We start from the raw sequence: 14,664 nt of genomic DNA, 5'->3' as shown, positions 1-14,664 counted from the left end.
ATGCCCACCGAACCGAGCCTTGACGACCTGCGCCGCCATGCCGTGGCGCGCACCCTGTTCACGCCGACCACCCTGCCTGCGGCCATACAGCGCCTGGGCTTTGTGCAGGCAGACCCGATCCGCGCGCCGGCCCGGGCGCAGGACCTGACGCTGCGCCACCGCGTCAAGGACTACCGCGCCGGCGACCTGGAACGCCGCTACGCGCGCCTGGCGATCGACGAGGACTGCCTGGTCAACTACGGCTTTCTGCCCAGTGAGCACCTGGCGCTGATGCACCCGCGCCAGGCCCGCAAGGCCTGGGATGCCGAGACACAGCGCAAGGCCGCCGAGGTGCTGGCCTTCGTGCGCGAGCGCGGCGCCGTGCATCCGCGCGAGGTGGAGCAGCATTTCTCGCACGGAAGCGTGAAGAACTACTGGGGCGGCTCGGGCAGCGCCAGCACGCAGTTGCTCGACGGCATGCACTACCGCGGCCTGCTGCGCGTCAAGCGCCGCGACAGCGGCACGCGCGTCTACGAGGCCATCGCTCACCCGCCGGCCGACGACAGCCCCGCCGCCAGCGCCCGGCGCGCCGCCGCGCTGATCGACCTGGTGGTGCGCAAGTACGCACCGCTGCCGGCTCCCAGCCTCACCTACCTGGTGCGCCTGCTGGGCTATGGCGCACCCCATCTGGCGCAGCAGACCCAGGCGGCGCTGCGGCTGGCGCGCGAGCAGCTGGCCAGTTGCCGCATCGACGGAACCACTTGGTACTGGCCCATCGACGAGAACCCACGCTCGCGCCGCCATGCCTTCGACGAGCGGCTGCGCCTGCTCGCGCCCTTCGACCCCGTGGTCTGGGACCGGCGCCGCTTCACGCTGCTCTGGGGCTGGACCTACAAGTTCGAGGCCTATACGCCACCAGCTCAGCGTCAGCTCGGCTACTACGCCCTGCCCATGCTCTGGCGCGGCCATGTGATCGGCTGGGCCAACCTGCAGGCGCGCGACGGCCGGCTGGAGCCGTCATTCGGCTATGTGGCCGGCGCGGCGCCCGGCGATGCCGCCTTTCGCAGCGCGCTGGATGAGGAGCTGCAGCGCATGGAGCTGTTCCTGGCGCCGCGCTGAGATGCAGGCACTCGCCCCCTGCGCGCGGTGGACGTGATTGGGGGAACTGGTCAAGTTCACCCAGCTGACGCGCGAGACTGCACCGGACTGCACCGGCTTGACTGCTCAGGCTACCTGGTGGACCGATACAGCGAACGCAGGGATCGGGCGCGAGCGCTCCCTCGCCGACGAGCGGCCTTTCATGATCTTTCGGCACATGCTGCAGCAGTACCCGTGCATCAAGACCGGCAGGCCGCCGGACCGCCCTCAGTTCATGCGCGGCAGATTCGCTGCCTTGATGGCCGCGCCCATGGACTCATGGCCCTGGACCAGCTTCCTGCGGTATTCGGCGCCGGTGAGCGGCGCCGGGTCCACGCCGGCTGACTCGAAGATGCGCGCCACCTGGGGCCCCTCGGCGGCTGCCATGGCGACGCGCTCCAGCCTGTCGCGCAGGGCCGGGGGTACGCCCTTGGGGTAGGCCAGGCCGATCCAGGAGTCGATCTCCACGTCATAGCCCTGCTCCCTGAGCGTGGGCACCTCGGGCAACTCCTTCCAGCGCATGGGGCTGGCGCTGGCCAGCAGGCGCATTTTTCCGGCCTTGACGTGCTGGACGATGTCCGAAGGGTTCTGCACGATGACGTCCACCTGCCCGCCGATCAGGCCGGCCACGGTCTCGGCGCCGGACTTGTAGTTGATCTCCTCGAACCTGCCGCCCGTCTTGCGCCCCAGCTCATACATGGCCAGGTTGTTGGGCGCGGACGGCGCGCCGAAGAAGATGCCCTTGCCCTGGCGGGACGCGGCCACCAGGTCGGCCATGGTCTTGTAGGGCGAGTCCGCGCGCACGGCCACGCCATAGCGGTAGCGGGCCACGCCTGCGATGAAGTCGAAGTCATCGACCTTGTAGTCCACCTTCATGAGGTGGGGCGTGATGGCGATGGTCGAAAACGTCACCACGCCCAGCGTATAGCCGTCGGGCTTTTGCCGGGCCAGCGACGAGACACCCAGCGTACCCTGCGCTCCCGCGCGGTTGTTGGGCACCACGGGCTTCTTGAGCAGGCCCTCCATGGCATTGCCGATGGCGCGCGAGGCCACGTCGGTATTGCCGCCTGCGCCGTAGTTGATGATCAGGGTCAGTTCCCGCTCGGGAAACGCGTCCGTGCCCTGGGCCAGCGCCGGGGCGCCGGCTGCGGCCGCCAGCGCTGCCGCGCAGAAGGCCGAAAGCAGGCATCTGCGAGATGCGGGGGATGGATATGCATGCATGGTTGTCTCTCGTTGCAATCTTGGGTTCTGTCGTCTTTGGAAGTCGGGCTTTCACGGTGCTGCGCACTACCCACTGACCGGGAAACAGGCACGCCCTGGAAGTGGGGGCACCGAGGAAGGGCAGCCCCGCACCGAGGGTGCCGCCCCCCCCCCGCGAAGCGAGAGGGGGAAGCGGCGCAGCCGCTCAGGGGGTCGTCCTTCCTCAATTCATGAAGAAGCCGCCGTTGACGTCGATCACGGCGCCATTGGTGAAGCCGGCGGACTCGCTGCACAGGTAGCGGATGGCGGCACCGACCTCGGCCGCCTCGCCCAGGCGCCGCACCGGGATCTGCTCGGCATAGCGGCGGTTGACTTCGTCGCCGGCCTGCTGCGCCATCGGCGTCAGGATGCGGCCCGGCGCCACGCAGTTGGTGGTGATGCCGTACTGGCCCATCTCCGAGGCGATGGAGCGGCTCAGGCCCAGCACGGCGGACTTGCTCAGCATGTAGGCGGGGCCGGCCACGATGGATTTGCCGCGCCCGGCCAGCGAGGACACGTTGACGATGCGCCCCCAGCCCCGCTGCTTCATGCCCGGCAGCGCCAGCTGGCATAGGCGCAGCATGGACAGCAGGTTGACGTCCAGGATCTGCTGCACCTCGCCCAGCCCCACTTCGAGGATGCCGTTGGACTGTCCGCTGGCGTTCTTGAGGCTGATGCCGGCGTTGTTGACCAGGATGTCCACGCCGCCATGGCGCTGCACCATGTCCGCGACCACGCGCTGGCGGGCAGCCTCGTCGCAGACATCGAGCACCACGGCGCTGGCCCGGGCGCGCAGTTCCTGCGGGACTAGATCCAGGTCGGGCGCGGCCAGGTCGGCCAGCACCACCTGGCGGCCGTCGCGCAGCAGTTCGATGGCGGTGGCCAGGCCGATGCCGCGCGCGGCGCCGGTCACCAGGGCCGTGCGGATGGGGAAGTTCTCAGGCGCGCTCATCAGTGGCTCTCCGGCGTGTAGAAGGTGATGGGGGGAAAGGCGTCTTCGGTGCACATGACCTCGATCAGCGAGGCCTCTTCGGCGGCCATGGCGGCGCGCAGCGCGGGGGCGATGGCATCGGCCGATTCCACGCGCACGCCGTGGATGCCGCAGGCCCGTGCGATGGCCGCATGGTCCACGCCGCTGAAGTTCACGGCCGAGGTGTGCTCGCCGAACTTCACGTGCTCGGCATGCTTCTGGTAGCCCAGGATGCCGTTGTTGATGAGGACGGTGATGACCTTGATGCCCATGCGCCTGCAGGTCTCCATCTCCGACCACACATGGCCGAAGCCGCCGTCGCCCACCAGGCAGAACACCTGGCCGCCGTCCTGCGCCAGGCGCGCACCCATGGCCATGGGCATGCCCCAGCCCAGGCCCGCCAGGCCGCGCGGCGTGATGAAGCGCTGGCCGGCCCGGCGCGCGGTCAGGTAGTTGGTGACCCACAGCGTGGAGTAGCTGGCATCGGCCACCACGGTGTCCTCGGCGGTCAGCAGGGCGTCGAGCTCATGCATGATGCGTTCGGGCCGGATGGGTGCGGCGCTGGACAGGCGCACTTCGGCTGATTCCTGTCGGTGCCTTTCCCTGCCCTTGGCAATGCGTGCGGCCAGTGCAGCGCGCTGGCCGGTACGGGCCGACAGATCCAGCGGCCCGGCGATGTCCAGCATGGCCTGCAGCGCCAGCCGCGCATCGCCCACCAGGCGCATGGCGTCGTAGTTGCGCCCTATCTCCTGGCCGTCGATATCGAGATGGATGAATTGCGCATCGCGCGGGTACAGCGTCCAGCTGTCCGTGCCGTTCTGGTTGGTGCGGTTGCCGATCAGGAACACCACGTCGGCCCCGGACACGAAATCCTTCAGGTAGCGGCCCGAGCCATTGGGGCCCAGGCAGTTGGCGACCACGCCCAGCGACAGCTCATGCGTTTCGGCCACGGCACCCTTGCCCATGTTGGTGGTGGCCACGGGCAGGCTCAGCGCATCGGCAAAGGCGCTCAGTGCCTCGCTGGCACCCGAGATGTGCACGCCGCCACCGGCAACGATGACCGGCGCACGGGCCTGGAGCAGCGCGCCTACTGCCTGTTCCAGCAATTGCCGCTCGGGCACGGCGCGGTCCAGCGGAAAGCGGGCCAGTGCAGCGGGCCGGGGCACGCTGGAGGGCTGGGCAGGCTCGGTGAGCAGGTCGGCCGGCAGCATCAGCGCCACGGGGCCAGGCCGGCCGCTGCAGGCGGCGATGATGGCCTGCTCCACATAGTCCTCCACGCGCGATGCCTGGTCCACGCGCCGCACCCACTTGGTCACGGGCTTGAACAGGCCCATGTGGTCCAGGTCCTGGAAGGCGTTCCTGTCGGTCTGGTCGCGCGCCACGTCCTGCACCAGCGCGATGATGGGGATGGAGACCTTCAGCGCCTCGGCCAGCGGCGCCACCAGCAACGCTGCGGCCGGCCCGTTCTGCGCGGTGATCACGGCCGGCCTGCCGCTCATGCGGGCATGGGCATCGGCCATGTAGCCGCCCGCGTTCTCGGTGCGGTAGGCGATCTGGCGCAGGCCCAGTTCCTCGGCAGCCAGCACGAACATGCTGGGCAGGCTCTGCCCGAAGAACTGCGTGATGCCGTGCCGCTTCAGGACCCGGGCCACCAGGTGGCCTACGGTGTCCTGCTTGTTCAATCCAGGGTTGCTCAGGGGTTTCGACATGGGTTGCGGTTTCCGTTCAACAAAAAAAGGCGTAGCGGCTCCCTCGCCATGGCAATCGCCAGCGATATGGAAAGGGAAGCCAGGGGGAACTTATCTATTCAGGAAATTCAAAGGCAATCCAGGACACGGCCAGTCCAGCGCCACCAGCCGCCCCGTGGAAGACAGGGTGACAAAAGCCGTCTTCAGGTCCTTGCCGCCAAAGCAGATGTTGGTCGTCATGGGGTCGGGCAGCTCGACCCGGTGCAGCACCTGCCCGGCTGGCGAGACCACGGTGATGCCGCCCTCGCCCAGCGTGGCAAGGCAGATGTTCCCTTCGGCATCCACGGCCAGGGAGTCGATGTTCTGCATGCCCGGCAGGCGGCAGACCAGCCGTCCGCCATTGGGCGAATCGGGCCAGGGCCGGGCCAGGATGTGCCCGGGCTCGCCGATGTCGAAGGCCCACAGCCGCCCCGTGAAGGTCTCCGCCACATAGAGCGTCTTCTCATCGGGAGAAAGACCGATTCCGTTGGGCGACCACAGCGGGAAGACGGCCTCGCGGATGGCGCTGCCATCGGCCAGCGCGTAGCAGACGCCGCCCCGGTCCACCTCGCGCGGGCGCACCTTGCCGTGGTCGGTGAACCAGAACCCGCCATGCCGGTCGAAGACCAGGTCGTTGGGCCCCTTCAAGGGTCCGCTGCCGCTTTGCGTGTACAGGCATTCGACCTGGCCCGAGGCCAGGTCCACGGCCTCTATGCGCCCGCCTGAATAGTCGTTGGCCTGGCCTATGGGCCGCAGTCCATGCTCCGCACTGCGGTGCCACTGGAAGCCACCGTTGTTGCAGATGAACAGCTTGCCGCCGGGGCCTATGGCGGCGCCGTTCGGGCCTGCGCCCAGGTGGACGAGCTGCCGCCTTGTGCCATCGGCCGTCACCCGGGTCAGCCAGCCATTGGCGATCTCCACCAGCACGACCGATCCATCGGGCATGGCCACCGGGCCTTCGGGAAACTCCAGGCCGTCGGCCAGTGCCCGGAGCGAGGGTTCTGTTTTTTGCAGCGTGTATGTCATGTGCGCCTCACTCCATCAATCGATGCTCAGGTTCAAGCGCCTGATCACGGCACCGTATTTCTCGGAGTCGTCCCTGACCATGGCGCGCAGCTCCTGCGGGGTGGACGGCGAAACCTCCAGCGCCATTTCCGAGAAATTCTTCTGCAACCGGGGATCAGCCAGGGCCTTGTGCAGCACGGCGTTGAGCTGCTGCACCACGGCGGGCGGCGTACCGCCAGCGACGAAGGCGCTGAAATGGTTGGCGATCTCCACCCCGCGCGCGCCCGCCTCGGCGAAGGTCGGCACATCGGGCAGATGCTGCGAGCGCCGGTCTCCCGTGACGGCGATGACCCGGACCTTGCCCGACCGGGCATAGGGCACGACGGTGGGCAGGTCGGACATGAAGACCGGCACCTGCCCCGCCAGCAGGGCCTGCATGGCCGGGGCACTGCCCTTGTAGGGCACGTGCACCATCTGGATGGCGCTGCCGGCCAGGAACATCTCCATGGCGAGGTTGGTGCCGTTGCCATTGCCGGTGGAGGCATAGCTCAGGTCGCCATGCGACCTGGCATGGGCCACCAGCGCCCGAACACTGCCTGCGGGAAACGAAGGCAAGGCCACCAACGCGATCGGATTGCGCGCCAACACGGTCACCGGCACCAGTGCACGCTCCGGGTCATAGGCCAGCTTCTTGAAGAGGAACGGGTTCATCGACGCCACCGAGGGATCGAAGACCGCAAAGGTATGGCCGTCGGCGGGTGCGGCCTGCAGGGCCTGCACGGCGATCACGCCCGAGCCGCCAGGCCGGTTGTCCACCACCACGGCCTGTCCGGTCTGCCCCGTGATGGCCGCCGCAATCTGGCGCGCGATGTTGTCCGAGGCCCCGCCTGCGGCATAGGGCACCAGGATTCGCAGCGGCTTGGATGGATAGGTAGTGGATGCAGCGGACGCCGCGCAAGAAAGGCTGATAAGGGCCGTGCCCATGGCAAGCCATTGGCGGCGGTTAGATGGTGGTACGGGCATGTGTCCTCCCTGAATTTTGATGCATGGTACTTGATGCATCAAACACCAAACATGGGGTTAGCCCGTGGACCAGGCACGCTCGGATGTGACGGTCACCCCACCATCCCCCGGGAGGTACCATTGCGCCCAAGCAGTTGCGGAGGCCCGATGTCCAGCGTTTTTTCACAGATCCGAACCAATCAGACCCTTGCCGAAAAAACCTATCTGCAGATCCGTGACGCCATCGTGAGAGGCCAGCTGCAACCCGCGCAGCGCCTCGTCTACCGCAGCCTGGCCGAAGAGTTCGGCATCAGCCCCACGCCCGTGCGCGATGCCATACAGCGCCTGGCCTCCGAAGGCGCCCTGGACCTGGACGACCGCGGCGTGGCCACCGTGCCCGTGCTCAGCGTGGAGCAGTACGTGGAAATCATCGCCCTGCGCATCGAACTGGAAGGCCGCGCCGCCGCAGCCGCCGCCAGCCGCCATCCGGGCCAGGGCTTCATCGACACCCTCACCCGGCTGCACCAGGACCTGGAAAAATCCATCGCCGTGGACGACGACGCCACGCTGATCGCCAACGAGCGCTTCCACTTCTCCATCATCGAAGCCGCGCAGCAGCCCGTGCTGGCCAGCCTCATCGGCCTGCTGTGGCTCAAGTGCGGCCCCTCCGTGCGCTACCTTTACCGTGGCACCTACGCCCGCGCGGCCGAACATCCGCACATCCGGCTGATCCATGCGCTGGAGCAAAGGGACGGCCCCGCCGCCCGGCAAGCCGTGGTGCAGGATCTCCAAAGCGCCTGCCTGCACATCCTCAGGAAGATTGCCAAGGATGATGGGATGGCGTTTCCGCAGGAGTGGGTGGTGGCGGGGGGGCGGGGTTAGAGAACACAGAGGCTTGCCAGTCAGGCAGGCGGGCCATCCCTATGCAAGACCATGAGGACTATTGAGTCCTTTTTCATCAAGGATTCCTGTGCCCATCACAGCACATGGATGTGCTCGCGGATGCGGGCCAGAAGAAGGTCGAAATCCGGCTGTCCTTGGTAGTACAAGGCCCGTGTCTTGCGGTACTCCTGCGCAAAACGGTCGCATTGAGCAGCATCGGCCAGCACAAATGCCGGGTTGAGGGAGATAGCCAGCTCATCTCCGGAACGGAACCGCTCGATCTTGCGTTGCTGATAGGCCGGTGTTCCGATGAAGCCCTGCACTTCCTCCATGCCCAGGAGGCAATACACATCGTAGTAATGCCGCAGGAAGTTGGCAGGAAATGCCCGGCTTGCATCCAGCCTGCGGTACTTGGTGGAGATGGTCTGCAATTTTTCGACGAAAGTGTGCGTCGGTGCATAGCAAGGCACATTCACCGCACGGTTGTCCCGCAGCGGGATATCGCGCCCCATGGCAGCCTCCAAGGCCCACGAAGAGATGGTCACTGCGCGATTGGGTGCCGTGTCATCGAATCCCAATTCCAACAGGATGCCGTCCTTGATCCCCGCAAGCGCCGCCGTTCTTGGCGTGTAGAACAACCGGATCCCGGCGCTGCGCATCTTGTCATCGTCAAACAGGCGATCCCGCTGAACTTCGACCACACCGGGAATGCAGATGGTTTGCGCGAGCGCGTCGTAATAGGCTCGCCGTGATTCGACGTGAGCGGGCTTGTCGTGATTGCGGCCTGTCTTGACGTCCATTCCTTGCGGCGGGTCGATGCGGATATCGATGTCTTCGGAAAAACGATGGATGACACCGAAGCCCTTGGACAGCGATGTGCCGCCCTTCAGCTCGAACCGCAGCCCCTGGGCCTGAAGACCCCAGAGGCAATGCATGATCCAGTAGTCTTTTTCCACCAGCACAGGAGCCAAACCACGCTCGTCGGCCACCAACGCGAGGAGTTGGTCGAAATCTCTGCGCTCGTGAAGAAAATCAGCCACCGCTCCACTCCCTCAAGATTTTTCGGGTAGCCGCGTTGGCATAGCGCTCAATCGCCCGGCGCAGGCGCTCGGCATCAAAGGACGGCATCTTTTTGCGCGCCTGCCCAAGAACCAGTTCCCCATCTTCAGCCAGCTCATCCAGGTTGTTGAGCAAGTCCACGAACAGGAACTCGGGGCTGAGTTTCTTTGGAAAACGGGGCTTTACCCGAAAGTCGAAATCACGATTGCCCAACCGAAAGATGCCGTGCCGCTTGCGGTTGTAGACCCAGGTGCTGTTGTACAGCTGCGTGGTACCGACACCCACCGCATTGAAGGCGGAAGGCGAAAACAACAGGAAATCGCTGTCCCGCAGAAAGCTCTGGACCACTTGATCGTCAGCAGGTGGCAGCGGCCCGAAATCGGACTGCTTGGGTGCGTGATACAGCCCTTGCGCCAACTTCTTCAATCTTCCGCCAGCCACCAGCTCACTCAGATGCCGGTCTACCGCCGTGGAAAGCGGTGCCAGGTCTTCGCGTCGGTACACGCCACCAGGGCGCAGCTCTTCCGCCAGGAGTGCAGCACCTCCCCGCAAGGGTTCAGCAGAAGAACGGCCGACACGCATGATGGCTGGATTTTTCATTGAAGTTTCATGCATCCTATCACCGGCAGGCGATTGAAAGCATTCGCAATTCCACCCGTTGCTCTGCAGTGGCACGGCCACGAACACCATCCCCAAGCCCCGCTCAACACCCCGTGGAATAATGTCCCCCTTCACCGGCATCGCGCCCACCTCTGACTGAGGTGGCCGAAGGCGGCAAGTACCCTACAAGAACATTCGCGCCTTCCTGCAGCCCCGCGCCATCCAGGCAGGCCTTGCCCGGCACCTTCGCGCCGCTGCAACCTGTTGATTCCCAAACCAATGAGCGACCTTTCGCAAAGCACACAGCCCTCTCCGGCCCCTGATCTGTCGGCGCATACGCCCATGATGCAGCAGTACCTGGGCATCAAGATCAACTACCCCGACACGCTGGTTTTCTACCGCATGGGGGATTTCTACGAGCTGTTCTTCGGGGATGCGGAGAAGGTGGCGCGGCTGCTGGATATCACGCTGACCACGCGCGGGCAGACGGCGGGGCAGCCGATTCCGATGGCGGGCGTGCCCTTCCATGCGCTGGAGAACTACCTGGGCCGGCTGATCAAGCTGGGCGAGTCGGTGGCGATCTGCGAGCAGGTGGGCGAGGTGGGCGCCGCCAAGGGCCCGGTGGAGCGCAAGGTGGTGCGCGTGGTGACGCCGGGCACGCTGACCGACAGTGAGCTGCTGTCGGACAAGAGCGAAGCGATCTTGCTGTCCCTGCACACGGCCGGGCGCCAGCGCTGCGGCCTGGCCTGGATGGCGGTGACGCAGGGGCGCATCCACCTGGCCGAGTGCTCCCACGACGAGCTGGGCGCCTGGATTTCTCGCATTGCGCCCAGCGAGCTGATCTACAGCGCGGGCGTGACCGAGCGTTTTGAGCAAAGCCTGTTCGCGCTGCGCCATGGCGGCTCCATCGCCTGCCCGCTGTCGCCGCGCCCTGACTGGCAGTTCGACGGCGGTCTGGGCGAGCGCAAGCTGCTGGAGCTGCTGGGCGCGGCCAGCCTCAAGGCCTGGGAGGCCGAGGACATGCCGCTGGCCCATGGCGCCAGCGCCGCGCTGCTGTCGTATGCCGAGCACACGCAGGGCCGCAGCCTGTCGCACATCCACGCTCTGCAGGTGCAGCGCGACGATGAGCTGATTGCGCTGCCGCTGGCCACGCGCCGCAACCTGGAGCTGGTCAAGACGCTGCGCGGCGAGGATTCGCCCACATTGTTCTCCCTGCTGGACACCTGCATGACGGGCATGGGCAGCCGCCTGCTCAAGGCCTGGCTGCTGGAGCCGCGCCGCGACCGCACGCAGGCCATGGCGCGGCTGGAGGCCACGCGGGCGCTGCAGGGCACCAGCGCAGGCGGCATGGCCGCGCCCTGGCAGCAGTTGCGCGAGCAGCTCAAGGGCGTGAGCGATGTGGAGCGCATCACGGCGCGCACCGCCCTGCGCCAGGTGCGCCCGCGCGAGCTGGTGGGACTGGGCCGCACGCTGCACAAGGCGGCCTTGCTGGCCCAGGCCGGGCAGACACCCTCGGCCCACCTGACCCAGCTGTTTGCCGACCTGCAACCGCCCGAGGGCTGCGCCGAACTGCTGGTGCGCGCCATCATGGAAGAGCCGGCCGCCCTGGTGCGCGACGGCGGCGTGTTTGCCACGGGCTACGACGCCGAGCTGGACGAGCTGCGCGCCATCCAGAACAACTGCGACGACTTCCTGCTGGAGCTGGAGGCCAAGGAAAAGCTGCTCACCGGCATTCCCAACCTGCGCGTGCAGTTCAACAAGGTGCACGGCTTCTATATAGAGATCACCAACAGCTACAAGGACGCGGTGCCCGAGCGCTACCGCCGCCGCCAGACGCTGAAGAACGCCGAGCGCTACATCACGCCCGAGCTCAAGGCCTTCGAGGACAAGGCCCTGTCCGCGCAGGAGCGTGCGCTGCAGCGCGAAAAGTTCCTCTACGAGCAGCTGCTGGACCAGTTGCAGCCCCATGTGCCCGCGCTCACGCGCGTGGCCGGTGCCATTGCGGCCATCGACGTGCTGTGCACGCTGGCCGAGCGCTCGCTGACGCTGAACTGGTGCGCGCCCGAGTTCGTGAACCATCCCTGCATCGAGATCGAGGCCGGCCGCCACCCGGTGGTGGAAGCCCGCATGGCCGAGACCTCCAGCGGCAGCTTCATCGCCAACCACACGCGCATGAACGCCAACACGCGCATGCAGATCATCACCGGCCCCAACATGGGCGGCAAGTCGACCTATATGCGCCAGGTGGCGCTGATCGTGCTGCTGGCCAGCATGGGCTCGCATGTGCCGGCGTCCAGTTGCCGGCTGGGGCCCATCGACGCCATCCACACGCGCATCGGCGCGGCCGACGACCTGGCCAATGCCCAGTCCACCTTCATGATGGAGATGACCGAGGCCGCGCAGATCCTGCATTCGGCCACGCCGCACAGCCTGGTGCTGATGGACGAGATCGGCCGGGGCACCAGCACCTTCGACGGCCTGGCGCTGGCCAGCGGCATCGCCACCCAGCTGCACGACAGGACGCGCGCCTTCACGCTGTTTGCCACGCACTACTTCGAGCTGACCGAGCTGCCGGCCAAGGCACGCGCGGCCGTGAACATGCATGTGAGTGCGGCGGAGTCCGGCCAGGACATCGTCTTCCTGCATGAGATCCAGCCCGGGCCGGCCAGCCGCAGCTACGGTATCCAGGTGGCCAAGCTGGCGGGCATGCCGGCCGGCGTGCTGCACCACGCGCGCCATGCGCTGGAGGCACTGGAGGCCCATGCCGACGAGGGCCGCCTGCAGGTGGACCTGTTCGATGCGCCCGACATGCCCGAGCCCGAAAGCCGCCACGACCCGCTGGCCCAGGCGCTGGCCGCCATCAATCCCGACGCGCTGAGCCCGCGCGAGGCGCTGGAAGCCCTTTACCAGCTCAAGAAGATCGCCGCCTGAACGCGGTCAATCGCCTCGCACTAAACTTGCCATTTCCGCAGATTCGGACGCTTCCATGACTTATTGCGTTGCCATCAAGCTCAACGCCGGCCTGGTTTTCCTGGCCGACTCGCGCACCAATGCCGGCCTGGACCAGATCAGCTCTTTCCGCAAGCTCATGGTCTACGAGAACCCCGGCGACCGCTTCATGGTGCTGCTGTCGGCCGGCAACCTGTCCATCACCCAGTCCGTTCGCGAACTGCTGGAGAGCCAGCAGCTGCGCGACGAGGCCACGGGCGACATGCTGACCATCTGGAACGTGCGCAGCATGTTCGATGCGGCCCGCGTGCTGGGCGCGGCCGTGCGCCATGTGTACGAGCGCGACGGCGTGGCGCTGTCCCGGTCGGGCGTGGATTTCAATATCTCGCTGGTGCTGGGCGGCCAGATCCAGGGCGAGACCATGCGGCTGTTCCAGGTGTATTCGGCCGGCAACTTCATCGAGGCCACGAGCGAGACGCCCTACTTCCAGATCGGCGAGTCCAAGTACGGCAAGCCCGTGCTGGACCGCGTGATCACGCCGCGCACGCCGCTGGACGAGGCCGCCAAGTGCGCCCTGGTGTCCATGGACAGCACGCTCAAGTCCAACCTGTCGGTGGGCCTGCCCCTGGACCTGATCGTGTACGAGAAGGACCGCTTTGCCTCCGACAAGATCGTCAGCATCGACGAGAGCAATCCGTATTTCCGCATGCTGCACGACAGCTGGGGCGAGCGCCTGCGCCATGTCTTCGACAGCATCGAGGACCCGGCCTGGGACGGCGGCGCCTCCGAGGTGCCCATCCGCGTGCACAGCCGCCAGGCCCAGCCGCTGACCAAGGTCAACGCGCCGGCAGGCGCCCTGCGCTCGTCGGCGCGCAGCATGGGCCGGCTGCCGCCTGCGGCGCTGCGCCAGCCCTATCACAGCGGCACGGGCGCGGCCCTGGGCACCTCCACGGCAGACGGTCTTGCGACCTCCCCCATGACGCCCATGACACCCATGACGCCCCAGCAGCCGGGCCCGGCATCGCCCGTGCGGCCCGATGCAGGCCAGCCCTCGGGCCACCAGCAAGGCGTGCCCGATGGCGCCGCACAGGCCGGCCAGGAGCCTCGGCCGTGAACGCGGCCCGGTCCGCACAGCGGGCCGAGAGCGATGCGGCGGTTGCCGGCACGGGTACGGGCGCGGGCACTGCATCGGCGCCGCTGCCCGTGGTGTTCTCGCATGCCAACAGTTTTCCGCTGCCCACCTACCGGCTGCTGCTCTCGCTGCTGGCCGAGCGCGGCATCGCGGCGCAGGGCGTGGAGCGCTTCGGCCATGACCCGCGCTTTCCCGTCACCAACAACTGGCCGCACCTGGTCGAGCAACTGGCCGAGTTCACGCGCGCCGAGGTCGAGCGCGTGGGCGGTCCGGTCTTCCTGGTCGGGCATTCGCTGGGCGGTTTCCTGAGCGTGATGACGGCCGCGCGCCATCCCGAGCTGGCGCGCGGCGTGCTGCTGATCGACTCGCCATTGCTCAGCGGCTGGCGTGCCAATGCGGTGGGGGTGGCCAAGCGCACGCAGCTGGTGGGCTCGGTCTCGCCAGGCAAGATCAGCGCGCGCCGCCGCAATGCCTGGGACAGCGATGACGAGGCGCTGGCCTATTTCCGCGCCAAGAAGGTGTTTGCGCAATGGCATCCGCAGGTGCTCCAGGACTATGTGCAGGGCGGCCTGGCCGACCTGGACGGCCGGCGCACGCTGCACTTCACGCGCGAGGTGGAGACCGCCATCTACAACACCTTGCCGCACAACCTGGCCTCGCTGCTGCACCACCATCCGCTGCGCTGCCCGGCGGCCTTCATCGGCGGGCGTGCCTCCGTGGAGATGCGCCAGGTGGGCATGGACCTCACGCGCCGCATCACGCGCGGGCGCGTGATGATGCTGGACGGCAGCCACCTGTTCCCCATGGAGCGGCCCCACGCCACGGCCGCCGCCATCGAGGCCGCGCTGCTGAACATGCAAACCTGAGCGGCGTCCGGCTCAGGCCGAGATCCGGATGGCAACCCTGGACCATGGGATGGAGCTTGAACCCCTTGGCGCCTTCCTCAAGGATCGGGCCCCATCGGCGTTCACGGCAGCGGGCGA

Annotated in this window: 12 protein-coding genes; 5 read left to right on the top strand and 7 right to left on the bottom strand. The window is 67.1% G+C overall.

The features are described 5' to 3' along the window. The gene (locus ACN20X_RS10765) at positions 1-1,098 is read left to right on the top strand and encodes a DNA glycosylase AlkZ-like family protein (protein WP_473210576.1); all 1,098 of its coding nucleotides are present in this window, start codon (positions 1-3) and stop codon (positions 1,096-1,098) included. A gap of 246 nt (positions 1,099-1,344) precedes the next feature. Here ACN20X_RS10765 and ACN20X_RS10760 read toward each other — a convergent pair whose 3' ends face one another. The 5 genes from ACN20X_RS10760 to ACN20X_RS10740 all read right to left on the bottom strand — a co-directional run bounded on the left by ACN20X_RS10760 (position 1,345) and on the right by ACN20X_RS10740 (position 7,080). Then, positions 1,345-2,337, bottom strand: a complete 993-nt coding sequence (locus tag ACN20X_RS10760) for a tripartite tricarboxylate transporter substrate binding protein (protein ID WP_012204208.1) — start codon at positions 2,335-2,337, stop codon at positions 1,345-1,347. Between the two features lie 202 nt (positions 2,338-2,539). Next, on the bottom strand, positions 2,540-3,307 hold the full coding sequence (locus ACN20X_RS10755) for an SDR family oxidoreductase (protein WP_016454706.1): 768 nt from the start codon (positions 3,305-3,307) through the stop codon (positions 2,540-2,542). Continuing rightward, on the bottom strand, positions 3,307-5,034 hold the full coding sequence (locus tag ACN20X_RS10750; RefSeq protein ID WP_016454705.1) for an acetolactate synthase catalytic subunit: 1,728 nt from the start codon (positions 5,032-5,034) through the stop codon (positions 3,307-3,309). Before ACN20X_RS10750 ends, ACN20X_RS10755 begins: the two co-directional genes overlap by 1 nt. 90 nt (positions 5,035-5,124) lie before the next feature. Next, complete coding sequence (locus ACN20X_RS10745) at positions 5,125-6,078, bottom strand: SMP-30/gluconolactonase/LRE family protein (RefSeq protein WP_016454704.1); 954 nt, start codon at positions 6,076-6,078, stop codon at positions 5,125-5,127. A gap of 15 nt (positions 6,079-6,093) precedes the next feature. Next, positions 6,094-7,080, bottom strand: coding sequence for a Bug family tripartite tricarboxylate transporter substrate binding protein (locus tag ACN20X_RS10740; protein WP_016454703.1), 987 nt, complete (start codon positions 7,078-7,080; stop codon positions 6,094-6,096). A gap of 147 nt (positions 7,081-7,227) precedes the next feature. On the opposite strand from ACN20X_RS10740, the gene ACN20X_RS10735 reads away from it, so the two are divergent. After that, positions 7,228-7,941 carry a GntR family transcriptional regulator gene (locus ACN20X_RS10735; protein WP_016454702.1) on the top strand — a complete coding sequence of 238 codons (714 nt, stop codon included), beginning with the start codon at positions 7,228-7,230 and terminating at the stop codon, positions 7,939-7,941. 95 nt (positions 7,942-8,036) lie between these two features. Here ACN20X_RS10735 and ACN20X_RS10730 read toward each other — a convergent pair whose 3' ends face one another. Then, entirely contained in the window at positions 8,037-8,981 is a 945-nt protein-coding gene (locus tag ACN20X_RS10730) for a nucleotidyl transferase AbiEii/AbiGii toxin family protein (RefSeq protein WP_016454701.1), read from the bottom strand. Then, positions 8,974-9,600: a hypothetical protein gene (locus ACN20X_RS10725; RefSeq protein WP_227469602.1), complete on the bottom strand. Its 627-nt coding sequence runs from the start codon at positions 9,598-9,600 to the stop codon at positions 8,974-8,976. The genes ACN20X_RS10730 and ACN20X_RS10725 overlap by 8 nt, the downstream gene beginning before the upstream one ends. A gap of 342 nt (positions 9,601-9,942) precedes the next feature. Between ACN20X_RS10725 and mutS the strand changes: the two genes are divergently transcribed. The 3 genes from mutS to ACN20X_RS10710 are packed head-to-tail and all read left to right on the top strand — an operon-like array spanning position 9,943 to position 14,547. Continuing rightward, entirely contained in the window at positions 9,943-12,531 is a 2,589-nt protein-coding gene (mutS, locus tag ACN20X_RS10720; protein WP_016454699.1) for a DNA mismatch repair protein MutS, read from the top strand. Positions 12,532-12,586: 55 nt separating this feature from the next. After that, a complete protein-coding gene (locus tag ACN20X_RS10715; RefSeq protein ID WP_016454698.1) occupies positions 12,587-13,663 on the top strand; it encodes a proteasome-type protease in 1,077 nt (358 codons plus the stop codon). Beyond that, on the top strand, positions 13,660-14,547 hold the full coding sequence (locus ACN20X_RS10710) for an alpha/beta fold hydrolase (protein WP_016454697.1): 888 nt from the start codon (positions 13,660-13,662) through the stop codon (positions 14,545-14,547). Before ACN20X_RS10715 ends, ACN20X_RS10710 begins: the two co-directional genes overlap by 4 nt. Positions 14,548-14,664: the final 117 nt, after the last annotated feature.

The organism is Delftia sp. PX-1 (assembly GCF_055797465.1).
The sequence above is the reverse complement of the archived record's forward strand: the minus strand, read 5'-3'. Positions and strand labels throughout refer to the sequence as shown.